Source organism: Ruegeria sp. HKCCD7255 (genome assembly GCF_013031565.1).
Classification (GTDB): Bacteria; Pseudomonadota; Alphaproteobacteria; order Rhodobacterales; family Rhodobacteraceae; genus Ruegeria.
This window is the reverse complement of sequence record NZ_WQAG01000005.1, coordinates 241,425-265,470: the sequence shown is the minus strand read 5'-3', so window position 1 is coordinate 265,470 and position 24,046 is coordinate 241,425. Positions and strand designations below refer to the sequence as shown.

General features: G+C 57.2%; 29 protein-coding genes and 2 tRNA genes. 4 read left to right on the top strand and 27 right to left on the bottom strand.

Annotation, left to right across the window (positions count from 1 at the left end):
- Positions 1-45 precede the first annotated feature (45 nt).
- On the top strand, positions 46-753 hold the full coding sequence (locus GOX45_RS12065) for an IclR family transcriptional regulator (protein ID WP_171101194.1): 708 nt from the start codon (positions 46-48) through the stop codon (positions 751-753).
- Between the two features lie 8 nt (positions 754-761).
- On the opposite strand, the gene GOX45_RS12060 is transcribed toward GOX45_RS12065, so the two are convergent.
- The 9 genes from GOX45_RS12060 to GOX45_RS12020 all read right to left on the bottom strand — a co-directional run bounded on the left by GOX45_RS12060 (position 762) and on the right by GOX45_RS12020 (position 8,686).
- Positions 762-1,565 carry an ABC transporter permease gene (locus tag GOX45_RS12060; protein WP_171101191.1) on the bottom strand — a complete coding sequence of 268 codons (804 nt, stop codon included), beginning with the start codon at positions 1,563-1,565 and terminating at the stop codon, positions 762-764.
- 10 nt (positions 1,566-1,575) lie between these two features.
- Positions 1,576-2,478, bottom strand: coding sequence for an ABC transporter permease (locus GOX45_RS12055; RefSeq protein ID WP_171101189.1), 903 nt, complete (start codon positions 2,476-2,478; stop codon positions 1,576-1,578).
- A complete protein-coding gene (locus GOX45_RS12050) occupies positions 2,475-3,563 on the bottom strand; it encodes an ABC transporter ATP-binding protein (RefSeq protein ID WP_171101187.1) in 1,089 nt (362 codons plus the stop codon). The genes GOX45_RS12055 and GOX45_RS12050 overlap by 4 nt, the downstream gene beginning before the upstream one ends.
- A 56-nt stretch (positions 3,564-3,619) precedes the next feature.
- The gene (locus tag GOX45_RS12045; RefSeq protein WP_170361253.1) at positions 3,620-4,678 is read right to left on the bottom strand and encodes an ABC transporter substrate-binding protein; all 1,059 of its coding nucleotides are present in this window, start codon (positions 4,676-4,678) and stop codon (positions 3,620-3,622) included.
- 1 nt (position 4,679) lies between these two features.
- The gene (locus GOX45_RS12040; RefSeq protein WP_171101185.1) at positions 4,680-5,552 is read right to left on the bottom strand and encodes an alpha/beta fold hydrolase; all 873 of its coding nucleotides are present in this window, start codon (positions 5,550-5,552) and stop codon (positions 4,680-4,682) included.
- Positions 5,530-6,585: an ABC transporter substrate-binding protein gene (locus tag GOX45_RS12035; RefSeq protein ID WP_171101183.1), complete on the bottom strand. Its 1,056-nt coding sequence runs from the start codon at positions 6,583-6,585 to the stop codon at positions 5,530-5,532. The genes GOX45_RS12040 and GOX45_RS12035 overlap by 23 nt, the downstream gene beginning before the upstream one ends.
- A 473-nt stretch (positions 6,586-7,058) precedes the next feature.
- Positions 7,059-7,958 carry an HNH endonuclease gene (locus GOX45_RS12030; protein WP_171101181.1) on the bottom strand — a complete coding sequence of 300 codons (900 nt, stop codon included), beginning with the start codon at positions 7,956-7,958 and terminating at the stop codon, positions 7,059-7,061.
- Positions 7,959-7,962: 4 nt separating this feature from the next.
- Entirely contained in the window at positions 7,963-8,259 is a 297-nt protein-coding gene (locus tag GOX45_RS12025) for a hypothetical protein (RefSeq protein WP_171101179.1), read from the bottom strand.
- Positions 8,260-8,263: 4 nt separating this feature from the next.
- The gene (locus GOX45_RS12020; protein WP_051588083.1) at positions 8,264-8,686 is read right to left on the bottom strand and encodes a helix-turn-helix domain-containing protein; all 423 of its coding nucleotides are present in this window, start codon (positions 8,684-8,686) and stop codon (positions 8,264-8,266) included.
- A gap of 366 nt (positions 8,687-9,052) precedes the next feature.
- Between GOX45_RS12020 and GOX45_RS12015 the strand changes: the two genes are divergently transcribed.
- Complete coding sequence (locus tag GOX45_RS12015; protein ID WP_035257715.1) at positions 9,053-9,292, top strand: hypothetical protein; 240 nt, start codon at positions 9,053-9,055, stop codon at positions 9,290-9,292.
- The gene (locus tag GOX45_RS12010) at positions 9,289-10,389 is read left to right on the top strand and encodes a tyrosine-type recombinase/integrase (protein ID WP_171101177.1); all 1,101 of its coding nucleotides are present in this window, start codon (positions 9,289-9,291) and stop codon (positions 10,387-10,389) included. Before GOX45_RS12015 ends, GOX45_RS12010 begins: the two co-directional genes overlap by 4 nt.
- Positions 10,390-10,432: 43 nt before the next feature.
- On the opposite strand, the gene GOX45_RS12005 is transcribed toward GOX45_RS12010, so the two are convergent.
- From GOX45_RS12005 to GOX45_RS11930, 16 genes are all read right to left on the bottom strand, one after another.
- Positions 10,433-10,507, bottom strand: a tRNA-Phe gene (locus GOX45_RS12005).
- A 79-nt stretch (positions 10,508-10,586) separates the two neighbouring features.
- Complete coding sequence (locus GOX45_RS12000; RefSeq protein ID WP_171101176.1) at positions 10,587-10,769, bottom strand: DNA gyrase inhibitor YacG; 183 nt, start codon at positions 10,767-10,769, stop codon at positions 10,587-10,589.
- Complete coding sequence (locus GOX45_RS11995) at positions 10,766-11,788, bottom strand: ribonuclease E/G (RefSeq protein WP_171101174.1); 1,023 nt, start codon at positions 11,786-11,788, stop codon at positions 10,766-10,768. Before GOX45_RS11995 ends, GOX45_RS12000 begins: the two co-directional genes overlap by 4 nt.
- Positions 11,785-12,363 carry a nucleoside triphosphate pyrophosphatase gene (locus tag GOX45_RS11990; protein WP_171101172.1) on the bottom strand — a complete coding sequence of 193 codons (579 nt, stop codon included), beginning with the start codon at positions 12,361-12,363 and terminating at the stop codon, positions 11,785-11,787. Before GOX45_RS11990 ends, GOX45_RS11995 begins: the two co-directional genes overlap by 4 nt.
- A gap of 12 nt (positions 12,364-12,375) precedes the next feature.
- Positions 12,376-12,594 (bottom strand): translation initiation factor IF-1, encoded by a 219-nt coding sequence (gene infA, locus GOX45_RS11985; protein WP_005978431.1) that lies wholly within the window; start codon positions 12,592-12,594, stop codon positions 12,376-12,378.
- A gap of 87 nt (positions 12,595-12,681) precedes the next feature.
- A complete protein-coding gene (locus tag GOX45_RS11980; RefSeq protein WP_171101170.1) occupies positions 12,682-13,560 on the bottom strand; it encodes a carbon-nitrogen hydrolase family protein in 879 nt (292 codons plus the stop codon).
- Between the two features lie 118 nt (positions 13,561-13,678).
- Positions 13,679-15,394, bottom strand: a complete 1,716-nt coding sequence (locus tag GOX45_RS11975; RefSeq protein WP_171101168.1) for a calcium-binding protein — start codon at positions 15,392-15,394, stop codon at positions 13,679-13,681.
- Positions 15,395-15,510: 116 nt separating this feature from the next.
- Complete coding sequence (locus GOX45_RS11970; protein ID WP_171101166.1) at positions 15,511-16,104, bottom strand: GNAT family N-acetyltransferase; 594 nt, start codon at positions 16,102-16,104, stop codon at positions 15,511-15,513.
- Positions 16,097-16,495 (bottom strand): ketosteroid isomerase-related protein, encoded by a 399-nt coding sequence (locus GOX45_RS11965; protein WP_171101164.1) that lies wholly within the window; start codon positions 16,493-16,495, stop codon positions 16,097-16,099. The genes GOX45_RS11970 and GOX45_RS11965 overlap by 8 nt, the downstream gene beginning before the upstream one ends.
- Before the next feature lie 2 nt (positions 16,496-16,497).
- Positions 16,498-16,950 carry a low molecular weight phosphatase family protein gene (locus GOX45_RS11960; protein ID WP_171101162.1) on the bottom strand — a complete coding sequence of 151 codons (453 nt, stop codon included), beginning with the start codon at positions 16,948-16,950 and terminating at the stop codon, positions 16,498-16,500.
- 3 nt (positions 16,951-16,953) lie between these two features.
- Positions 16,954-17,433: a UPF0262 family protein gene (locus tag GOX45_RS11955; protein ID WP_171101160.1), complete on the bottom strand. Its 480-nt coding sequence runs from the start codon at positions 17,431-17,433 to the stop codon at positions 16,954-16,956.
- A 191-nt stretch (positions 17,434-17,624) separates the two neighbouring features.
- Complete coding sequence (hisD, locus tag GOX45_RS11950) at positions 17,625-18,929, bottom strand: histidinol dehydrogenase (RefSeq protein ID WP_171101158.1); 1,305 nt, start codon at positions 18,927-18,929, stop codon at positions 17,625-17,627.
- 60 nt (positions 18,930-18,989) lie between these two features.
- On the bottom strand, positions 18,990-19,460 hold the full coding sequence (locus tag GOX45_RS11945) for a GNAT family N-acetyltransferase (RefSeq protein ID WP_217350391.1): 471 nt from the start codon (positions 19,458-19,460) through the stop codon (positions 18,990-18,992).
- Between the two features lie 40 nt (positions 19,461-19,500).
- Positions 19,501-19,977, bottom strand: coding sequence for a DUF2948 family protein (locus GOX45_RS11940; RefSeq protein ID WP_171101156.1), 477 nt, complete (start codon positions 19,975-19,977; stop codon positions 19,501-19,503).
- Positions 19,977-21,242 carry a UDP-N-acetylglucosamine 1-carboxyvinyltransferase gene (gene murA / locus GOX45_RS11935; RefSeq protein ID WP_171101154.1) on the bottom strand — a complete coding sequence of 422 codons (1,266 nt, stop codon included), beginning with the start codon at positions 21,240-21,242 and terminating at the stop codon, positions 19,977-19,979. Before murA ends, GOX45_RS11940 begins: the two co-directional genes overlap by 1 nt.
- Positions 21,243-21,248: 6 nt before the next feature.
- Positions 21,249-21,404: a hypothetical protein gene (locus GOX45_RS11930; protein ID WP_171101152.1), complete on the bottom strand. Its 156-nt coding sequence runs from the start codon at positions 21,402-21,404 to the stop codon at positions 21,249-21,251.
- A gap of 83 nt (positions 21,405-21,487) precedes the next feature.
- On the opposite strand from GOX45_RS11930, the gene GOX45_RS11925 reads away from it, so the two are divergent.
- Positions 21,488-21,562 (top strand) — tRNA-Thr (locus GOX45_RS11925).
- A gap of 555 nt (positions 21,563-22,117) precedes the next feature.
- On the opposite strand, the gene GOX45_RS11920 is transcribed toward GOX45_RS11925, so the two are convergent.
- Positions 22,118-23,029 carry a glycosyltransferase family 4 protein gene (locus GOX45_RS11920; protein WP_171101150.1) on the bottom strand — a complete coding sequence of 304 codons (912 nt, stop codon included), beginning with the start codon at positions 23,027-23,029 and terminating at the stop codon, positions 22,118-22,120.
- 13 nt (positions 23,030-23,042) lie between these two features.
- Complete coding sequence (locus GOX45_RS11915; protein WP_170636897.1) at positions 23,043-24,029, bottom strand: glycosyltransferase family 2 protein; 987 nt, start codon at positions 24,027-24,029, stop codon at positions 23,043-23,045.
- Between the last annotated feature and the right edge of the window lie 17 nt (positions 24,030-24,046).

Sequence of the window (24,046 nt, the reverse complement as noted above, 5' to 3'; positions counted from 1 at the left end):
GAACTGGCTACAAACAGTCACGGTATTACGTCGAAAGGTCTGCCTATGCCCGACAAGCCCCGATCCTCGGACACAACAGGTGGTGTCGAAGCGGTAGAACGTGCATTGCGTGTTCTGGACTGCTTTGAGCCCGGAGATACGGGGCTTTCTCTGAAAGAGGTTGCGGACCGCAGTGGTGTCAACAAAGCGACAATCCTGCGCCTGAGCGTCTCGCTTGAGAAATTTGGCCATATCACCCGCGACGCCGAAGGCCTGTTTCACCTCGGGCCGTCTTTGTGGCGCCTGGGATCCGTGTTTCGTCAAAACCTGCGCATGGGGCCTATTGTACGCCCGGTGCTGGCGGAGCTGGTGAAGGCGACGGGAGAGAGCGCGTCGTTTTACGTGCAACGCGGCAACTCCGGCGTTTGCCTCTACCGTGTCAATTCGCCCAGGCTTGCGCGCGATCATGTCCAGGAGGGCGAGATCATTCCGCTGAGCATGGGCGCGTCGGGCCAGGTTCTGGACGCCTATTCCATCGGGCAAGGCAAAAAGGCCAGCAGCATCCGCAAGGCGGGGTATTATCTCAGCCTTGGCGAACGTGATCCGGACGTTGCCGGGTTGTCTGTTCCGGTTCTGGGGCTCGAGGACGAACTGGTGGGTGCCGTCAGCCTGTCGGGTCTGCGCGTGCGCTTTGGCGAGGATGCCGTCGAAGGCTACCGCGCGGCAGTCCTTGAGGCCGCCCGTCAGATCCGGGTTGAGTTTGGCGAAAGATAAGGAACGCATTAATGTGCCCTGTCCTTTCCCCGCCCGATCAACTGAACCCCAATGAGCGCCGTGATTGACACGACAATCAGGCAGGTCGAGATCGCGGCAATGGTCGGATCAAGCTGATCGCGCAGCGAGTTGAACATGCGGCGGGTAATCGTGGCATTCTCTCCGCCCGAGACCAGCATCGAAATCACCACCTCATCCAGCGATGTGATGAAGGCCAGAAAGGCCCCGGTCTGGATCGAGAATTTGACTTGGGGTACTGTTATTGTCCACAGCGCGTAAGCTCGGGACGCACCCAGGCTGCGCGCCGCCAGCTCCTGATCGAAGTCATAGTTCTGCAAACCCGACATCACGGTCACGATTACAAACGGCAGCGCCAGCGCGGTATGGGCGATCACAATACCGGTCAGCGTGTAATTGAGCCCCAGCTTGGCATAAAGGCTGAACACGCCGACGGCGATCAGGATTACCGGCACCACAATGGGCATGATCACGAGGATCTGCGCAGTGTTCCTGATCCGTGGGGTGGAGCAATGCAGCCCATAGGCACAAAGAGAGCCTAAAGGCGTCGCGATCGCCGTGGTCAACACTGCCGCGATCAGAGAGGTCTTCGTGGCGCTCATCCATTCCGCAGAGGTGAAATAGGCCGTGTACCAGCGGAACGAGAACGACGTTGGCGGGAACTCCAGAAATGAGGCCCCCGAAAACGACATCGGGATCACGATCAGCGTGGGCAGGATCAGAAAAAACAGCACCGCGATACCGACCACCGTCAGCCACAGACCGTCAATTTTACGTTGTCCGACTTGTTCCATTTTCAGATCCTCAGCGCATGAAGAGTTTGTCGAGGCCGAACACACGGTTCATCAGCCAGATCATCGCCAGTGCCAGCAGCAGCAGGACAACGCCCAATGCGGATGCAGCCCCCCAATTGGAATAGACTGTGATCGTGCTTTCGATCCGTTGCGCCAGCATCTGCACGCGGCCACCGCCGAGCAAAGCAGGCGTTACGAAAAACCCAAGTGACAGGATGAAGACCAGCACGATGCCGGCAAAAAGGCCCGGCAGCGACATCGGGAAAAACACCCGCCAGAATGCCCCACGCGGCGTAGAGCCTAGCCCCACAGCGGCCCGAACCAGGTCGGTGTCAATGTTGCGCATGGTGGCGTAGAGCGGCAAAACCAGAAACGGCAGCATGATATGCACCATGCCAATGATGGACCCCGTGAGGTTGTGCGCCAGTTGCAGCGGTTCCTCGATGATGCCGAGCGACATCAGCGACGAATTGATGATCCCGTTGCGCTGCAACAGCACCAGCCAGGCGTAGGTCCGCACCAGAACCGACGTCCAGAACGGGACCAGTACGAAAACCATTAAAATGGCAGCCATTCTATTCGGCATCCTGGTCAGCCAGTAGCACAGCGGATATCCGAGCAGGACACAAATAGCCGTCACGGAAATGCTGATCTGAAAGGTGACAACAAAGGTCCGCCGATAAAGCGCGCTATTGAAAATGCGCGCATAGTTCTCGCCGCTCAGTTCACCTGCCGCGTTGTAAAACGAGAGCGAAGACAGCCAGAAAATCGGCAGAAACACGACAATCAGAATTGCGAGAACCGCAGGCATCGAAAGCCCCAAAAACGTCAGACGCTCGCGGCGTTCTTCGGATTTGAGCGTGCTTGCGTTCTGAAGCGTCTGAGCGTCCCCAAAGGGCTCGGCGATGCTCATGATACATGCTCCGGTACGATGATTGTATCTTCGGGATGCAGGGCAAGGCCAATCTGCTCTCCCTTGGAGGGCAGACCAGTTTGGCCCGCGCGATTGGCAGGGACGCGTACATTGATCTCGCCAGCGCTTTCGTGCTGCACGAGAACCAGCACGCTGTCGCCTTGATAAATGATGTCGTTAACCCGGCCGGACAAATCATTGGCTGTTTCAGGCACCGCACCCGAAGTGACCTCGAGCAATTCGGGCCGGATCACCAAGCGATGGCCACCGCTCCCCGGAGCAATGGGCAAGTCGGATTTCAGCACGCGTTCGCCAAGATGCACCGTGCTATTGGCCACGTTCACCGGCGCCGAAATGGATTCACCTATAAAATCCGCCACAAAGAAACTTTGAGGCTGGCGATACAACCGTTCAGGTGTTTCGACCTGCTCGATCCGCCCATGATTGACCACCGCAATCCTGTCTGACATCGTCAGGGCTTCGCGCTGGTCATGGGTGACATAAACAACCGTTGCATCCAATTTTTGATGGAGCGCCTTCAATTCAATTTGCATGTGCTCGCGCAGCTTTTTGTCGAGCGCGGACAGGGGCTCATCCATCAGGATGATCTGCGGCTCGAAAACCATGGCGCGGGCCAGAGCCACACGCTGTCTTTGGCCGCCGGACAATTGGGTGATGCGCCGATCCCCATAGCCGCCCAGCTGTACGGTATCCAGCGCACGCTCGGCGCGGGTCTTTTGATCGCTTTTGGAAACTCCGCGGATTTTCAACGGATAGGCTACGTTTTCAGCCACCGTCATGAATGGAAACAACGCATAGCTTTGAAAAACCATGCCAAGGCCGCGTTTGTGCGGCGGCGTTGCAATCATTTCGCGTTCGCCAAACCGGATCGACCCGCCATCAGGACGCACAAATCCGGCCAGCGCCATCAGGAGCGTCGTTTTGCCGGAGCCCGACGGCCCAAGCAGTGTCAGAAATTCGCCTGCAGCGATATTCAGCGATACATCATCGAGCGCTTTGACTGATCCGTAGGCTTTGCACAGGCTGGATATGTCGATGGGAAGGGATTGGGTAGCAGAGGACATGCTAGCTCCTGACTTGAAAAGTGGGCGCAGTGCCAAATGCGCTGCGCCCAGATGGATTATTGCTGGATCAGAGTGTCGAACTCTTCAGTCAACTCACCCAGCTGGCCGATGTAGAAGTTCGGATCGACCAGAAGCTGCTTGCCGTAGTTGTCGGGATGGGTGTTGACCTTAACCGCCATCTCTCCCGAGATAATACCAGTGTCAAACGCACCGGTGTTCACCGGGCCCAGCGGCATCGTGACCGCCAGCCGTGCCTGCGCTTCGGCACTCAGCAGCTCATTGATCAGGCGCATGGCGTTGTCTTTGTTCGGGGCACCTTTGGGCACCAGCAGACAGTCGACATCCATCGTCCCTCCATCGAAGGCATAGGCGACTTCAATGCCGGATGCGATCACGCTTTCCACGCGGTTATGGCCCATGTGGATCACGTCCACCTCTCCATCACGCAGCAGCTGCGCGGACTGCGACCCGCCACGATACCAAACGGTGACCTCTGGTGCGATCTCTCCCAGTTTGGCCCAGGCGCGCGCTTTGCCTTCGTCCGTGGCCAATGTGTCGTAGATATCGGCCATCGGCACACCGTCGGCCATAAGGGCGGCCTCAAGGTTGTAGTTCACCTTGCCGTGCATGCCGCGCTTGCCTGGGAAGTTTTCCAGATCCCAAAACTCTGCCCAGTTGGACGGACCATTGTCGCCAAAGGCATCCTTGCGATACGCAATCACCTTGGTGAAGTTGATGAAGCCGATATAGTTTTCGTGGATCAGCTCTTCGGGGATGCCCGTTGTGTCGACAATCGAGTAATCAATCGGCTCAAGGCTGCCCTCACGGCTGAGTGTTTCACACGAGGGCAAGTCCTGCTCGGTCACATCCCAGGCGACGGCACCCGCTGTGATCTGTGCGCGCACGTCCTGAATACCGTTTGTGGTATCTTCCTTGACCGTGACATTCAGCGCGCCGGCGGCAGGTTCCAGCATGGCGCTGCGCAATGCGTCCTGAAAGGACCCGCCCCAGGATGCAAACACCACCTCGCCCTCGGCGAAGGCTGGCGCAGCCATTGCCAGGCTGCCGGCAACGAGGCTGGTCGCAAGCGACAGTTTTCTCTCTACTTTTTTCATGTCAGTTTCTCCCTTGATATTCTCTCGTTATTTGGTTGGGTTTTTCGTGGTGAACGCCGTGGTTGACCTGCAATGTCTCTTCCATCCAGTCGGCGATCAGTTGCGGCCGTTCGTACATGATGAAATGGCCGGTATTCGGCACCAGCTTGATCACCGCCCCGGGAACCCGCGCGCGCAAGGCATCCAGCCAAAGCGATGCGGGGTGGGTCGTCGCCGATCGGCGAACTTCGTGTTCGTCCAGCGACGTTGATTGCAGGATTGTGACCGGGCAGGTGAGCCGGTCGATGGCCGGAACAAATTTATCGCGATCCCATGCAGCCATCGCATGGTAATACGCCTTCAAAACGTCTGCCGGATATTGCGCAGCCCGGTTCACAATATCACGTTTTTGATCTGGATCGAGGTTGTTGACCATCATCCCACCGACTGCCGCCTCCGCCCATCCTTTCTGACCAAGCTGCTCTGCCAGACGCGCAACGGCTTCTTCGGGGTCTTCAGGAACGTTGCTGCCATCCAGCAAAAGAAGATGAGAGACGCGTCCTGGCCAAGTCGCAGCCAGTTCAATGGCAATCCGGGCACCCATGCTGTGCCCGACAAGGGCAAAGCGATCAAAACCCAGATCATTTGCCTGGGCAATCACATGGGCCGCGCAGTCGCTGAGACTGATCGCTCCCTCCAACGACACGGCATCAGGACTTCCGGGAAGCCTGGCAAGGCCAATGTGGACACTGTCCGGCAGAAGCGAGGAGACGTCGCTCCAGTCTTGCCATCCGCACCCCCAGCCGTGAACGAAAAGGACGTTCAAAGGTTCTGCCGGATCGGATGAAGGACTGGAGCGCATCAATTTGGACCTACTGCTGAACCAGAGTGTCAAACCGCTCTTGCAGTTCTGCGAAGTTTTCGACGTAAAAGCTCGCGTCAATGACCACCTGGGTCTTCATATTGTCAGGGGCGGCATTGTTTTTGGCTGCCAGTTCGGGCGAGATCAGCCCGGTTTCAAATGCATGCGCATTCACAGGGCCGTAGGAGATGGCCACCGCCATGCGCGCCTGCGCTTCGGCCGACAGCATCTCATTGAGAACCCGCATGGCGTTTTCGTGATTTGGCGCGCCCTTGGGCACCAATAAGCAGTCCGCATCGGTCGTGGCCTGGTTCCAGGTATACCCAACCGTAATTGCATCGGCATTCAGCGCTTCTGCGCGGCCGTTGCCGATATGAATGAAGTCAATCTCTTCATCTGCCATCAACTGCGCCGCTTGCGACCCACCCCGATACCAGACCGTGATATCGGGCGCGATCTCCTCAAGCTTGGCAAAGGCCCGGTCTACGCCGCCTTCACTCCGCAAAACGGTGTTTACATCCGCCGGGTCGACACCATCCGCCATCAATGCCGCTTCCAGCGCATGCGACACCGAGTTGAACATCGCGCGCGTTCCGGGAAAGGCTTCGGTGTTCCAGAAATCCGCCCAGGACTGTGGGCCGTTCTCACCAAACTTCTCTGCTTGCCAGCCGATGACCAGTGAATAGGTCAGCATGCCAACCCACTCGCTGTCCACAAGACTGGACGGCATGCCATCGGTCGAGACCACGCCATAGTCGATGGGTTCCAGCGCCCCCTCTTGCTTCAAACGGGCGCAGTCGGACAACGCCTGTTCGGTGATGTCCCAGGCAACCGCACCCGCGGTGATCTGCGCACGCACGTCTTGAATGCCGTTTGTCGTGTCTTCCTTGATGGTAAGACCCAGCTTTTTCGCCGCTGGGTCCAGCATGGACTCCCGAAGCGCATCTTGGAATGAACCTCCCCAGGACGAAAACACCACCTCGCCTTCGGCGAAGGCAGACGTGGCAATGACCAGACTACCGGCTGCGAGACCCGCAGTGAGCGTCAATTTTCCGTTATCTTTCATCATGTCAGGCTCCTCCCTAACTGTTGGTTGGCTTGCGGGTCCGCGACATGGGCGATCCCATCTTTTATCACCTTGATGTTTCATGCAGCAAAACGACGTTTCATTTCTACTAGTGCTGATACTGGAACTGGTCAAGGATTCTTTTGACAGAGCAGGAGTCAAACCCCGCGCTTTCGGAGCCTCAGAGCCGAGCGAAACGTCGTATTTCGCGCTTATGCGCTGTGTTCATCTCGTTTCGATCTTGCGCATATGGCATCGGAAGCGATCTTTGCCTGTCCCCAAGTTCATTGCCGCCGCGTGAAACTTTTGGGGGATTGAGCGGAACGTAATCTCTCACTCGCAAACCGTTGATCCGCAGATTTGAATGGCAGCTTCTAACAGTTCACGTCCCTTGATCCTGGCCGCAGCATTGGTCAATTTGGGCTCTTTCCGGACGTTAGCTGCGTTTTGCACCAAGGTCCGGTTCAGTATCGTTACTGCTTGAAACAATTCTCTCTGTGCCAGGTTACAAACTCTGCCCTTGGCCGGTTGGCGAGGCGGTCCGGCACCAAGATCTTGCCGGACGCGTTGATCATCGATGTCACGGCCTGAATGTCGTTGCTCTGACGTGAAACCAGAATGGTCAGGTCGTCTGCCAATCCAACGAGACCGCGATCAAACATCCAGTGTGCAGTCCCGGACAGGGCGAGCCCGTTGCTAACGATGTCGGGACCGTCATGCTCTACAGGCCTGATATGAGCGGCTTCCACTTCAGCTCGGCCACCGCCATTGATCAGACGTAGACCGGTGATGGCGCAGCGTTCGCCGTAGGCGCGCAGGACGTTCTTTCTGAAGTTGCGGTCGCGAACCGCGCGATTGGTCAGCTGGTTGACTCGTTCCCGAGCAGGCATGTGTTGGAAAGGTGTTTGAGCATCTTGAAACCCTGGCATTTGCATCGTGTCGCCCACGCGAGGCAGGATGTCCTCATCTCGTCCAAGGCCACGTTCGACTATTCGGGCAAAGTCTTCAGCTGAAAGGGTTCTTACTGCGGCTTGCGCACGCCCGGATATCTTACCTTGATCGTTCAGCAATCCTCTTTCGATGATTGAATTCTCGTCCCGGAATGAAACTGGGTCGCCGAAATCAAGATACGTTCCCGGCTCAATCACGGCCAAGAACATGTCCGGTTTCCTAGGATCCGGAATGATCTCCTGGACCTTGGCGACAGCAAAGTACCCTTTGGTCTCTTTGACTTTGCTTGGCTCCAGGTAGACGATCCAATCCCCTTCGCACTGTTGGGCACGTGAGAGGTATTGCTTCGGAAACTGATACCGCTGCGAGGGAATGTCGTCGTAGATCGAGTCGCTGCGGTGGATGAAGACGCCGAAAGCCATCGGTTCACCCGCGTTGGAGACGTTCCAGTTTTCGATCGGCCGCGCGTAGGGTCAGCACCGCACCTGTCAAAAATGGAAGTGCCAAGCCAGCTGCGGCGATCGCAAAAATCTGGATGGCAGCAAAAACCGAGTATTCGGCAGACTGTTGTGCCAATAATAGTCGACCCAAGCCAATCAAGTAGAACACGCTGGTTCCCAGGAAGATCAGGTAAAGCAGCCCAAAGGGTTCAATCACCTCGCGGCGAGTGCGCTCCAAGACCGAATGCCGCAACATGTTCCAGCGTTTGCTTGCCTTGTTCACCAGATTACTCCCTTACCAACTCGATCCATGTGTGCACGTCATCGTCACTGACTTCACGGCCTTCGACGTGTGACTGATACCAGCGAGCTACGATTGCTCCGCGTTTCTCGCTCTTAATTTTGATGTTTTCGTCTGTGAGGTGTTGATCGAGCGAAATCTCGATCCTCTTTAGCGCGTCAAAGTCATGAGCTGCTCTGACAGATTTTGTGCCCAATAGGATCCATGCTGCGTCTACATCGAATTTATCGGCAATCGCGACCAAGGCTTCTACAGGCATGCCGCGTTGGCCCTTTTCGTAGCTGTGATAGGCGCGGTGTGAGACGCCGATCGCGTCCGCCATGGCGGTTTGTGTCAAGCCGACTTCGTTGCGCGCGATCGCAAGTCGAGCACCCATTGCCGAGAAGACAGCCTTTAAATCCCGCACCATGCAAGGTTCCCATTGACCCGACTGTCAATTTGAGCGAAACTGCACAAAATGACAGTAAAATTTAGATAATGCTATCTGAACACGTCAGAAGGTGCGGAACAAGCGATTCCATTCATATTTAGTGTACGAGGCTGAAATTGAACCAAGAACGTCTACTCTCTCCAAAGCAACTTGGAAGCATGGTCGGGTTGAGCGCGGCGCAAATTCGCGCTCTGATGAATGATGGCAGGTTGGAGTTCGTTGAAATCTCGGCAAAAACCAAAATGCTTACTATGAGCGGATGGGAAAGGTTTCGGAAGAAGGCCACAAAGGTCAAATCGACTGATGACTTGATGTCGAATCATGGGTGCGGGGAAAGGAAGTGACATGGGTACGACCAATCTCAACATCAGCGTGATCGACAAGCGGATGCTCAAACAATCAGAAGCGGCCAGCTATACGGGCCTGCCAATAAAGCACTTCAAGACTGCATGCCCTGTGCGACCCGTTGAACTTAAGCAAGGGACGCTTCTTTGGGATCGCCGCGATATCGATCTTTGGATTGATGATGTGAAATCCGGGTTGGTCACAGATACCCGCGAAACCATCCTGGATCGACTAGGATGACCCAAATTCGTGTCAAAGGGTTCAAGATTTTCAAGGATCGGCATGGAAAACCCAGATGCTACCACCGCGAAACAGGGCATAAGATTGATCTAGCCCAGTCGCCCATCGGCTCCGCCGAGTTTTTTGCGGAATGCGAGACAATTCGTTCAATAGCCGAGGCTCAAAAGGCGAAAGCCCCAAAGGCCGGAACCCTTGGCGGGCTGATCCATTCCTACTTTGCGACCGAGCACTTCCAGAACCTCGCCGAAGCCACCCGGCGCGACTACCGCAAATGCGCTGACTTCCTTGAGCCGATCAAAGGCACACCGATTCATGTGATAGACACCCCGTTGATTGCAGGCGTCCACGACAAGGCCGCGAAGAAGATCGGCTGGCGGCGGGCGAACATGGTCAGGACGCTACTGAGCGAGGTGTTTCGCTACAACATCCCGAAGGGTCTGATCTCCGCCAACTTCGCGAAGGACGTCATTCCGAAACGCCGCCCGCGCGACCGCGCCTATGCTAACCGCCCCTGGACAATAGAAGAACGCGATATTGCCTTGGGCAAAGCCAAGCCTCATGTGCGTGTTGCGCTTGCTTTGATGATGAACACTGGCCTCGATCCGTCCGACGCGCTTCGCTTGCGGAAGGATCAGGTCGATGGCGGCACCATCTGGGGCGTACGCGGCAAGACAGGCGAAGAGGTTGCGATTCCGGTCAGCCCGACGCTGCAAGCAGCCCTTGACCGCATGCCGGACCATAACGCCGAGACTGTGCTTTCCAATTCGCGCGGCGAAGCTTGGACCTACAACGGCTTCTCAACTGTTTGGCACCGTTTCAAATCCGCCCTTGAGAATGAAGGCCTTATCGAAAAAGGCCTGACCCTCAAGGGTCTGCGGCACACGGTCGCCACGACTTTGCGCGAGGCGGGGCTGGATGAACGCCGCATCGCGGACCTTCTGGGGCAGAAAACACCGTCCATGGCGCGGCACTATTCCCGGTCTGCAAACCTTGCCGAAAAGAACCGTGAAACCATGGCGGCACTGGAAAAAGAAAACGAAAGGCGCGCGAAGATTGTCAAACCTTCGCCGAAAAGCGTCAAACCTGACCAAAGCTAGGATGAAGGATGAGCGGTAAACTCAATCATATCAGAGAGTTAAATGGTGCCCGGGGGCGGAATCGAACCACCGACACGAGGATTTTCAATCCACTGCTCTACCCCTGAGCTACCCGGGCACGGGAACGGTGTTTGCCGTTGGGTGGACGCGTTCTATGATTTGCCACGGGGAGTGTCCAGAGGCTTTTTTACATTTTTTCAGTGTGGTCCTGTCACTGGCGGAACTTGTGCTTCGGGCTCAGCATCAAGGTCTTCTTCGCGTTGCGACGGCACTGCGTAGGAACCGTTCAACCATTTGGCCAGATCGATATCCGCGCAGCGTTTTGAGCAGAAGGGGCGGAACTTCTGAACAGTGTCTTCTTGGCAGATCGGGCAGCTCATTTCAGGATCTCTGCAAGGGGGGCTCTGCCCCGTTTTCGGTGCAGCTCAAAATGGCCCAGCGGGGTCCAGCCTGCAAGCGTTGTCTCGTCCGGGTCGGATCGGAACGCAGCTTTCAAGGCCGCTTCGAATCCGCGTCGGTCTTTCTTGGGCATGGGGGCGAGATCCAGGGTAATTTGACCGGCCAACCCGCGCAGGCGCAAAGCGCGGGGCAGCCTCTTGGCGCAGGCGAAATTGGCTTTGGTGCCTGCGGCAAGCGATGTATCAGCGCCGGTGTTCACATCCACCGCAACCAGGGCGCGCGTGGGCTCGATATAGAGCGTTCCGGCACCCGGGAGCGGTTCGGCGATGCCACGCGCCACGTCCAGCGCATCCAGAACCCCGTGGGTTTCGAACCCGCCAGCCTTGGTTTCCACATCTGCCGGATCAGTCCAGTCGCGCCAGGCCAGAAGATGGGGACCATCGCCTTCGCTGAGCAGTTCGGGTTCGGTTCCGGCGTCACCCATCACCTGCTCGGCCTGGGCCAGCATGGCCGAGATATCTTCGGCGATTTCGTCGTCATCCGCGCTGGCACAGCACGAGCGCAAGATCAGGCCATAAGCGCTGCCGTCCATCTGCGCGTGGGCAATCTCAATCAAGCGGTCCCGCGTGTTGTCATCCTTGATGCTGCGCGAGATATTCAGGCCAGGCGCGTCGGGTGTGACGATGGCATAGCGGCTTTTGAACAGGATACGATTGGTCACCGGGATGGCCTTGCCCGGCTCGGCATATCCGCTGACCTGAACCAAAAGCAGGGCACCCGGGGCCAGCCCTTTGACCTGACGCAAAAAAGCGGGGCCGTCGGGGGTGGTCAGGAACATGCCGCCTTGCCCCTTCATCGGGCGATCCGCGCGGGCGCGGTAGATCGTGCCCGGGGCGGGCGCATCCGCTTCGATCAGGAAGTCGTCGAGCTTGCCGTCAACCATCAGAGCCGCAGCTTCGCGTCCCTGTATATGGTCCAAAACGATTGTGCGACCTTTCATGATGCCTCGCGATACAGAGGATATCCGATGCCTTGCAACAGCGCTGCTGTTTCGGACAATGGCAGCCCGACAATGCCGGTGAACGAGCCTGAAATCCACGGGATGAATGCGCCTGCGGGGCCCTGAATGGCATAAGCGCCGGCTTTGCCCTGCCAATCATTGGTTGCCAGATAGGTGTTGATTTCAACATCCGACAGGCGTTTGACTTTGACCTGAGACACGACATCGCGCTGCAAAACGCGGTCTCCGCGTCGCACTGCGACCGATGTGATCACACGGTGACGGCGGCCAGAGAGCGCATGCAGAAACTCAGCCGCTTCGCCTGCGTTTTCAGGTTTGCCGAGGATGCGGCGCCCCAAGGCAACCGTGGTATCGGCGCATAGGGTGATATCGTCGGGGGCGGCCTCAACCGCTTGCACCTTTTCCCGCGTTATGCGGTTGCAATAGGGCAGAGGCAATTCGGCCTTCAGTGGCGTTTCGTCAATGTCGGGCGGGCGAATGGCATCCGGCTGCACGCCGAGCTGTGCCAGCAGGTCCAGCCGCCTTGGGCTGCCCGATCCAAGAACAAACGCCATAAGTTCAGAACGTTACTTAAAGCGATAGTTGATCCGACCCTTGGTCAGATCATAAGGGGTCATCTCGACCTGCACCTTGTCGCCAGCCAGAACACGGATGCGGTTCTTGCGCATCTTGCCTGCCGTATGTGCGATGATCTCATGGCCGTTTTCCAGCTCGACCCGAAACGTCGCATTCGGCAGGAGTTCCTTCACGACACCGGGAAATTCGAGCGTATCTTCCTTGGCCATGTTGTCTCCATCTTTGCGTTGCACTCGCAGAATCTGCGAGGATGTGCGCCTAAATGGGCCTATTTGCCCCTTATTTCAAGGGCGGAATCACCTCAGCGAAGAGATTGTGACCGATTCGACTCGGGGCTGTTGCTCGTCCCAATGGGTGCGGTTCAGCACATGCCCGTCGGCGCGAACCTGAGAAATCGCCGAGAGATCAACCTCGGCATAGGTCCATCCCGGCTGGTTCAATTGTCCTTGGGCCAACACGCCGGTTTCGGGGAAACCTTTGTCAGGTGGACCAAAGACACCGCCCGCACCGGTATTCATATCCACGGCCTCGGACCAGTCATTGTCGCCCACCAACGAGGCCATGATCGTCACGCATTGGTTTTCCAACGCCCGGGCCATGGCGCCGATCCGAACGCGCCAATAACCCGAGAGCGCTTCGGTGCAGGACGGAACAAGGATCAGATCAGCCTCGCTCAGCGCGCGACCCAGCAAGGGAAACTCGCTGTCATAGCAGATTAGGATGCCGATCCTGCCCAGCGCGGTGTCAAACAGTTTCAGCGGACCACCGGGTACGATGTCCCAGGTCTCGCGCTCGAACCGGGTCATGATTTGCTTGTCCTGATGATCCTGCGCGCCCTCGGGCGTATACAGAACAGCGCGGTTCACAGGCCGACCGGGTCCGTCCAATACTGGGGCTGAAGCCCCCAAAATGTGAACCTTATGCTCTTGAGCAAGGCGCTGGTGCAGCGCCTCTGCGGCCTCCATCCGATCCGAAACCGCGCGGATCGAGCGTTCGAGATCCCCTGCCGCTTCCGCGCCGTCCAGCGTCGAAAGCTCCATCGCGCCGTATTCGGGAAAGACAAGCAGGGCAGCCCCCTGCCCAGCAGCCTCAGAAACCCAGCAGTGCAACTTGTCTTCGTACTGCGCCCAGCTGTCCAGCCAGGTCAGATCATAAGCAGCAGTTGCGATTTTCATTGCCCGGCCTTTCCCGAATACACCGGGACAGTAAAGAACGACGCCGCGCGCTGTACAAGTTGATTGCGGTTCCGCGCGACGTCATCGGTGCAGCATTGTTAAAGCCGCAGGGTGGGAATCAAACCCAGGCAAACTCGTCAGCTGCGCCAAGCAACTGGGTTATCGGGTCTTCGACGAGATCGGCAAAGCTGTCTACAGCCCCGTTCCCAGCGCCCTCAAAGACAAGAACGGTTCCGGTGTCCAGCGTTACAATCACATCAGACCCATCGTCCTGAAAGGTTGAGATTGCATCCAAATCATCCACCAAACCCGGGGCGCCATTATCGTCCAGATCCGAAAACACCAGAATATCTTTTGATTTCTGGAAATCCCCCAGCGTTTTGGTTCCCTGATCCAAGGACGATTTGAAGATGAAGGAGTCAGCATGCTTGCCACCGAACAACCAGTCATCGCCCAACCCGGCATCCAGCTTATCTTTGCCGGCACCGCCTACCAAAGTGTCGCTGTTGTCACTGCCATAAAGAACATCGTGCCCCGAGCCGCCGTCCAGCAAGTTCTTGTTCCCGCCATTGGCAACAAGTTTGTCATTGCCCGCACGCCCCAAGAGCGTGTTCTTTCCGTCAGATCCAGCAGCGATTGTGGCCTTTAGCACATCATCTCCGCTGCCACCGTCGAGGTGGTTGAAGGCCTCTGCCAAGGCTGAGGGATCAAAGGCATTTGTTGCAGATGCATATGCGATTATTTTGTCGTTCCCGCTCTGGCCGAAGAGAGTGTTTTCGACCACCGAGCTTTCATCATAGAACTCAGCCGTGATCTCGGCACGAATCTTGTCGTTCCCGGAACCACCTGAGACATTGTTCGACGCGTCGACGCGAAGCGTGGCAAGAGTATCTATCGAGACTTTGATCTTGTCAGAGCCAGACCCACCGTGAATGTCGTTGTGGGCGATTGCATCTCCTTCAAACGACAAGGCCAGAGATGTAGCCATAATCCGGTCTTCCCCTGAACCACCGCGCATCTTGTTCGTGACGTCGGTCAAAAAGTTTTCACCATCGGTGACTTGGTTCGCTTCGAGAATATCGTTCCCCGCACCGCCGTAGACTTCGTTCAAACCGACAGGAGTCGCCACATTCGAGTCTGTCGTTGCAAGAGCTATGATGTGGTCATTTCCACTGCCCCCGTATAGGTAGTTTGCCGCCAACTCGCTACTGTTTGCGGTTGCAGAAGCACTCGCTTCGATCTGGTCGTCGCCCTGACCACCCCAAACCGTGTTGATGGAGGTTGCTGCACCACCGAAAAAGCTACTAGAGATCGAGACCCGAACCACATCATCGCCCGAGCCAGCATGGACCGTGTTTTGCCCGACGCCATCAAAGAACGTGGCGCGAATGTCGATCTGGTCGTCGCCACGCCCGCCGGAGACGTAGTTTTCCAACTGTTGCACACCGCCAAATGCGCTCACGTTCACGGTGATAATGTCGTCGCCGTTTCCCCCCGAAGAATGCGTGTTGATGAAATCGACAAAGGTAAAACTGGGATCTGCTATGGTGGTTTTCAGCACATCGGCCCCAGTACCCCCGCTTTGCTTCGTATTGATATTAAACGGGGTTACGCCGCTATCTACCAACGTAATATGCGTAGTCAGCTTATCTTCACCGGCACCACCGTGAAGGGCGGTATCGTTGAACATACTTGAAAGGTGGTCATTTCCTCGGAAGCCGAAAACCCCGGTTCCCGCGTTTGGCGCCGCCAAGGTATCGTTCTTGGCTGTGCCGAAGATAAAGTTGGTAAAAGTGGATGTATTTGCCCACGGGGCAATTGTTTTACGAAACATAACATAATTCCAAAACAAGAAAAATTACACGACTAACAGGAAACAAACTTACAACGGTTTAGGGAAAACTCAAAACCGAAATCAAACCTGAGATGCGTTGGCGCACGCAGATTGCGTCAAAGATCGCGGATCCAAAACTGCAGTGGCTTTGACGTCTCGCTGTCGTGTCCGACATCTTTCCACGAAAAATTCGCGATCACGCCCGGCAAAGGCTCGTATCCGCGCGCGCACCAAAATGCGTCAAGCGGGCGATAGTCGTCAGGCCGCTCTGGGTGGTCTTCAGGGCGCTGAACCGCACAAAAGGCGCATTTTCTGAAACCGTTTTCGCGGGCATGCGCCTCGCGTAGATCAAAGAATGTGTGGCCCACGCCCTGTCCCCGGTAGTCGGACAGTAATACCGACTCGGCACAGTAGAATATGTCAGACAGATCAAGGCCGGTGCCCTCAAACGCCGCTGCAAAATCGTCGGCGTGATCAGCCAGAGGGGCACCGGTAGAAGCGCCAACCAGGGTGGGGCCATCAAAGGCACCCACGACTATGGCTTTGTCACTGTCCCGGTAGGATTGCAGATAGGTCCGCTCGTAAGCCAGATCGCCATCGTACAGGTAAGGCCAATCGCGAAACACTTCGATCCGCAGCTTCGCAACATCGTCCAAGACCGCCTCAAGCGCGGTTCCTGTCAAGGCGCGAACCTCCGAGATCTCAGCCATTTGCAACCTGCCTGGTCCAATCGGCCAGATTGTAAAAGGTCGTCACACGGGTGATCTTGCCACCGTCAAGGTCGAAGAACGATCCCGCAGGCAGGCGATAGCTTTGGCCATGAGCCTCAGGCAGCCCGTCATCGGTTTCAAGATAGGTTCCGTTGACGATGAATTCAGCGGCGGCGCGGGTGCCGCCTTTGGCCTCGAACACCACGATATCCGTCAGGTGTTCGCGATAGCAGCGGTTCATATGGGCGCAGAAATCCGCAAATTTTTCCTTGCCGACGCGTACCTGACCTTCATTCACATGATGTGCCACATCATCCGACAGACACGCCAGCATTCCGGCAACATCGCCTGCATTGAATGCCTCGAAATAGGTTTTCACAGTCTGGTTCATGATCACTCCGTCGGTGGGCCCCAACGTTTGCTAAGATGTTGAATGATTTGATCCCGTGTTTGCCGGTAATGATGCAGCTTTTGCTCGCGGGTCTCACCCATCCCTGTCGGGTCCATGATTGGCCAATACTCGACATCCAGGTGGAAGATCCGGGTCAGTTCCAACGCCCGGCGTTGGCTTGCAGGCGAAAGCGCAACGATCAGATCAAACGAGCTTAGATCATCGCCCCATTCTTGCATCTCGTCGAACGAGCGCGAGCGGTGACGCGACAGCTCGACCCCGATCTCGTGGCAAACCGAAATACAGAAGCCGTCGATCTCAAGGTCGTTATGAACACCGGCAGATTGCACATAGGTACCGGTGCCATAGAATTTCTTCATGATACCTTCGGCCATCGGGGACCGAACCGAATTGTGGTCGCAACAGAACAGAAGGGACTGTGGCAGAGGCGTCACCCGTCATCCCCCAAAGTGCAACACGCAAATCAACGTGAACAGGCGGCGGGCGGTATCTGTATCAACCTCGGCCTTTCCTTCCAGCCGTTCTTGCAAAACGCGGCTGCCTTCGTTGTGGATACCGCGCCGGGCCATATCGATGGTTTCGATCTGGCTGGGGGGCAAGTTCTTGACCGCGTTGAAATAGCTTTCACAGATCTGAAAATAGTCTTTTACCACCTGCCGGAAGGGCCCAAGAGACAGATGGAACTCTGCTGCTTTTTCTTCCGCCTCGGTCGCAATGTCGAAAACCAGTCGCTTGTCGCGGATCGAGAGCTGCACGTGATACGGCCCATCCGGGATCGCCCGATCATCGCGCGCCGGTAGGGTAAAGGTGTTGTCCTCGAGCAGGTCATAGATGGCAACCTTGCGCTCCTGCTCGATCTCGGGGGTCGGCGGGGGAAGGTTACTGTCGTCCAGTTCGATATGCGAGATTCGGGTCATGTGTGCTGCGATCTATTCAATTCGGCTAAGACCTATATCAACCCCATCAGATGGGCAACGGACAGTCAGACGCACCGGATGCTTCACAGCAAACACTGAACGCGCGCTTCGACCTTACAACTGCGCTAAGTGACAACCCCCTCAAAGCCCGGGGTCTTTCCGCAAGGTTTCCGCCTTTCCTCAAGCCGCCATCACTGCTGATTCAACCGCTCGAGCCGCGCCAGGACGGATAATCCATGGGCTTCCAGGCTTTCCGATGCAGCCAGCGTTGCGGCTGACGGGCCAACACGGCGCAAGGCTTCGGGTGTCATCTGGCTGATCGTCGTGCGTTTGAGGAAATCCATCACGCTCAACCCCGAAGAAAACCGCGCTGAGCGGGCCGTCGGCAGCACGTGATTTGGCCCACCAACATAGTCGCCAATGGCTTCGGGAGTGTATTGCCCCAGAAAAATAGCACCCGCGTGCACCGTTTTGGTGCTCAGCGCCTGTGCGTTGGCCACGCAGAGTTCCAGATGCTCAGGCGCAATCCGGTTTGACAGGCTTGCGGCCTCGTCGAGATCGCGAACCGTGATCACTGCGCCAAAGTCGCGCCAACTGGCCCCGGCGATGGCGCGACGTTCCAGGGTTTGAAGACGCGCCTCAACCGCCTGCGCCACGGCGCGGCCAAACTCCGCATCATCCGTAATCAGGATCGATTGCGCGCTTTCGTCATGCTCGGCCTGGCTGAGCAGATCCAAAGCAATCCAATCCGGGTTGTTGTCTTTGTCAGCGATCACCAAAATCTCGGACGGGCCTGCGATCATGTCGATCCCGACCTTGCCGAAAACCCGGCGTTTCGCAGCCGCAACAAAGGCGTTGCCGGGCCCGGTGATCTTGTCCACCGGCGCGATTGTCTGAGTACCATAGGCCAGCGCCGCGATAGCCTGTGCGCCGCCGATGCGATAGACCTCATCAACGCCCGAGAGCTTTGCCGCCAGCAAAACCAACGGGTTGATCTGACCATCCGGCGTTGGAACAGCGATAGCCAAGCGCTGCACACCGGCAACCTTGGCCGGGATCGCGTTCATCAACACCGAAGACGGGTAGGAAGCCAATCCGCCCGGCACATAAAGGCCTGCAGCCGAAATCGCCGACCACCGCCACCCCAGTGTTGCGCCAGCCTCATCCACCCAATGCTGATCCGAAGGCATCTGGCGTTCGTGATAGGCCCGGATCCGTTCAGCCGCCAGTTCCAGTGCGGCGCGTTCGTCGTCCGATACGCTGTCCACGGCCGTGTCGATCTCTGACGCGCTAAAGGCCATTGTTTCCGGTGTCAGCTCCAGCCGATCGAACTTGGCCGTCAATTCCAGCACCGCCGCATCACCCCGCGCCCGGACATCTTCGATGATCTCAGAGACAACAGCATCGACATCCGGGCTGTCTTCACGCTTTGCACCAAGCAGCGCGGTGAAACCCGTCTCAAAGTCGGGCGAGGTCGTGTCTAAGAAAACGGGCATGATCGGGCTCTCCAGGGCGTTTCAACGGGTCTTATCGCCCAGCCCGCATGCCCTCAACCCTTACTCGGCTGACTGCAGCGATTTGCGCATCGGGAATTGCGAGATACCATGCCAATCCTCGGGTGCAGCGGATTGGGTCCAGCCGTAGCGCAGATAAAACGCCCGCGCGGTCTGCGTTGCGACAAGACCGGCCTCAGAACACCCCTGCCCGATCAACTCTTCCTCCAGCATCTGCAGCAGGGCCTGACCAACGCCAAGCCGGACATGCGCCGGATCGACATAGAGCAAGGTTACAAAATCGCGGTCTTTCAACCCGCCCACGGCAGCGATCTGACCGGTGCGCTCTGCCACCCAGATCTCAGCGCCCGAATGCAGCCAGTTTCGAACCGATTCCGGATCTTTGTTCCGGGTCCAAAGCGCAAGAAGATCGGCGTCGTTTCCATGATCCGCAACACAAAGTTGTGTTATCGACCGGATGAGTGTCTGGCTGATCCCGAACGCGTCGAACACGGTGGCACGACGTATTGCCAACCCTGCCTTGGACCGGGAAAACGCGCCAACTTTGCCGCGCTTATTCTGGATGGTGCGGGGCGTGACCCGATGGCGCCCGATACGGCCGGGTGACGTCCTTCAGAGTTGCGTCCAAGGCCTCGGCCCGCAAACGGATCGCACCGTCGCCGGCCAGGGTCAGCAAGATATGACCCGCGCCGTCTTCACCTGCCTCGAAATCGACCGATAAGAGCGACAGGATCATGTCCTTGTCGCGCCGGTCTATTCCTTGGCTGGATACAGACAGCACATCATCGAATACCAAGACCGATTGCACCCGTTCAAATGGGCGATTGCGCTGCGCGGCAGCGTCTTTGTCCTCCCAGCGGAACCGGTTCAACAGCAACGCAAACCGGCGCTTGGACGGGCGCCAGGTCATTTCGGTGACAGGAAACACCGCATCCTGCACAAGTGTCGAGATCACCTGAAGGTCATCGCTGTCTTGCGCACCCAGATTAAGCGGGGCCTCGCGGCCATCATCAAAACTTGCGTCACTCATCAGCCTTTTATCCGTTCTATCTTGGCCCCAACGCCTTCCAGCTTGCGCACCACATGCTCATAGCCGCGATCCAGATGATAAACACGGTTTACCCGAGTTTCACCTTCTGCCGCCAGACCGGCCAGGATCAACGACACCGATGCACGCAAATCGGTGGCCATCACCGGTGCACCTTTGAGCTTGTCGGCCCCGGTTACGGTGGCCGTCCCGCCCTGTACATCGATCTGAGCCCCCATGCGGATCAGTTCAGGCGCATGCATGAAACGGTTCTCAAAAATGCGCTCTTCCAGAACAGAAACGCCGTCCGCCGTGCACATCAGGGCCATCATCTGCGCCTGCAGGTCTGTCGGAAAGCCCGGGAACGGCTCGGTCACAACATCCACCGCGTTCACGCGCCCGTTCTTGCGGGTCACTTTCAACCCCTGTTCGGTTTCACTGACAGCGATCCCGGCCTCATCCAGTTTGGCCGCAAAGGACTCGACCAAAGCCATGCGCCCCCCCAACAGCTCGACCTCACCGCCGCAAATGGCCGGAGCCAGCATATAGGTGCCCAGTTCGATCCGGTCAGTCACCACCTGATGCGTTGCACCGTGCAATCGATCAACGCCCTGGATCTCGATGATCGAGGTACCCTCACCCGCAATCTGCGCGCCCATCTTGCGCAAGCATTCCACCAGATCGACGATCTCAGGCTCACGCGCTGCGTTTTTCAACACGGTCGTTCCCTTGGCCAAGGTGGCGGCCATGACGATGTTTTCCGTCGCACCCACGGAGGCAAACCGCAACTCATGCACTCCGCCCTTCAGACCAACCGGTGCTTTGGCGTGCAAATACCCGTCTTTCAGCTCAATCTCGGCGCCCAGCGCCTCAAGCCCTTCGATATGTAAGTCCATCGGTCGCGCACCAATGGCACAGCCACCGGGCAGAGACACAACGGCTTGCCCCAGCCGCGCGAGCATCGGACCCAGCACAAGGTTCGAGGCCCGCATCTTGCGCACGATCTCATAATCCGCCGTGTGGCTGGTCAAAGCGTGGCTAGACATCGCCAGAACCTGCCCGTCTTGCAAGGCCGACACCTCGGCCCCCAGCGATTGCAACAGCAGGGTCATTGTCTTGATGTCACTCAGCCGCGGCGCGTTGGTCAGCGTCAGCGGTTCTTCGCTGAGCAAGGTCGCCGGCATCAGCGTCAAACACGCATTCTTTGCCCCGGCAATCGGAATCTGCCCGTTCAGCGGGCCATTGCCCGTCACCAGAATCGAATCCATCTGCTCTTAGTCCTTGTCCTGCTCCGGCCTTGCCTCCGAGGTCGCCCGCGCCTTGGCCTGCGCCTTGCGTCGCGCCAGATTGGCCTTCAATGCGGCCTTCAACCTGTCTTCGCGTGCATCCCCGGATTTGCCCTGTTTTTTTGGTGAGTTTTTGTCTGCCATTGTCTTTCTCTACAGCAGACACAAAAAACCGTCCAGACACCCTTGCGCCGCGTTTCGTTTGAGTCTAATCACCCGCCCACAGCGCTGCTGTAGCTCAGAGGTAGAGCACTCCCTTGGTAAGGGAGAGGTCGAGAGTTCAATTCTCTCCAGCAGCACCATGAAATCAAAGACTTATAGGATTGTCCGCGTGCTCCCACAGTGGACAGGCGACCACATGGCGACCACATGGGGCCATCGCACAGGATTGCTCATCCGATGGCTACGTTGCGCCGATTGGCTTGACCATTCGATGATAGGCTGCACCTACCTGACTAACCCGCCCCCCGGCCTACCCCCACAGTCAGCCTTGCGTGTGCCATTGAGGCTCGCCGACTTTGCGGGGCATGATTTTCAAAGGGCCATCCCCCCTGAGGTAAGGCTCTTGGTGATCTTTGAAGGCTGTCGAATTGGGGGCTAGGGACGAATGCCCGCTTCAGCCCGACAGTGGATGTTCACACAAGACGGAGCTACGTCCGAGGTGCGGACATAGCTGCCGTCCACTTGGCACAAGGCAATAACCGCTCGCAGTCCACAGAGGGCACCAAGATTTACTGCGCTAAGTAGGCTCGCGCACAAAACGCAAAGCTGGCCTCAGGCAATTTCTTTGAAATCACAATTGATTTTGCAGCGAATGGCTCGGCTAAAACACAAAAGATCCAGTGTCAAATTTTGATTCAGCTGCTTTTCTCAATAGTGTTGGAAAGCAGAAAATTATTGATCGCAAGTCGCCAATCATAAGGGTCAAGGTTGCAGAATGAAACTCTCGTATCTCCTTCACGGTCACGTAACCCATCAACTTTACTGGCGATCACATTGCGCTTCGCGGCAAGCGCTTCGTCCAGCACAAGTCCGTAGGCCTCCCAACGCGACGGAATCGCAACGATATCGACGGCTTGATAGGCCTCTGCAGGGTCCTCGGCGTGGCCCCGAAATTCTATGCGCGGGTCACCCTCTGCCAGTGTCTCAAGGTATAAACGCTGACTGCCTTCGCCAAAGATCAACAAACGCGCGGCCGGCGTTCGGGTTAACCGAAAGCCTTGGATCAGGATGTCGAAGCCTTTCTGCTGCTCGAGCCGCCCGATGGCACCAATTGTGGTCTTTGACTTGGGAGGCATCGTGTTGCGCGACAACTGCTCAAGATCAACGGTCGGAGGAATGACGGTCAGCTTTTCCGAGGCGGCCAGGCGTCTTTCCTTCATCCAGCCCGACTGCGAATGGCTGACCGCGACCACCTGATCGAAGAAGGAATAGATCACCCTCAGCATTGCAAAGAACCGACGTTTGTGTGGGACATTCAGAGTGGTGAATGCCCGGGTGTAACTGTGCTCGACATGGACCAGTCGAGTGTCCAGATGCATTGCGCGAAGCGCCGAGAACGCGGGTAAGCTTCTCCAGCTTGGTACGACGTGGGACACGATGACATCCGCATTCAGTTTGCCCCAAGAAAATGCAGTCCGTTTGACCTTCAACACCTTTTGATCGACCGTTTCGGACAGATCTGATTGCGCCAAAAGATGGTCGAGCATCCGCATCACGCCGCCCGCTGTCGTGTCGTCCACCAGGTGGAGTATCTTTTTCTGTTCCATGATGACGCCTCTCTCAGATCGATTGCAGTTTGGATTTCATTTGTCCCAGCCGGGTGATCGGGCCGGGTCCAAACGTTTTCAACACAAGGGCTGCGGCGAAAGTGCTGAACGTTTTCATAGGTTCCTCAAACACCGGGCGGAGGCTTTCCTGGACGCTGCGTGCAAACAACTCCCAAGCTTTGTCCCGATCGAGGTTGGTGATAGCCCGCCGCGCCAGATAGCGCAGCTGATAAGCACGGGACGAGGGTTCGTGCTGGGCAAAGAATTCAGGGTTCAGCGGGCGCAGCTTCGCGACCATCCTCTCCCACGCCTCTAACTGGCGATCTAAAGCCGCCGAAAGCCCGCCTGCATTGATCCGGTAGTGGGTCAGCAGCCCCGGAACACCTTCGATCTGCCAATCGGTCTTCAACATCAGCCGCATCCAGCATTCGATATCTTCGGACTGCCGGAAGGTCTCATCGAAGACCCAATCCCGCTCGGTTTCAAAGCTCGGGCGGTAGGCCAAAGCCTCCAGCACTGTCTTTCGAATAACGGCCGCCGATCCGTTGCCGATCGGGTTGCGGTTCAGAACATGTGCTGCGGTCACATTCTTCAGGCGGGGTGCTTGTTTGATCCCCATCATGCACCCCGCTTCGTCGATCAAGGCACTGCCGGAGTAACTAACCCCCACGTCCGGTTCGGCCTTGAGATGGTGAACATGAGCCGCCAGCTTCTCGGGCATCCACAGATCGTCGGCGTCGCAAAAGCCGATTAATGTACCCCGCGCGGCAGCGATGCCAGTATTTCTTGCCCCCGCCAGCCCACGATTGGCTTGCCCGACAAGTCGTACGCGTGTGTCGCCTTGGTGCGCGCGAGCAATCTCGGAGGTCGCGTCCTGCGATCCATCGTCGACGATGATGATTTCGAAATCGTCATAGGTCTGCGCCTGCAGTGAGGCGAGCGTTTCGGCCAAGGTTGCTTCGGCATTGTAGGCGGGTACGACGATGGATGCTGTGGGCATGGTGATCTCCTTCAGAA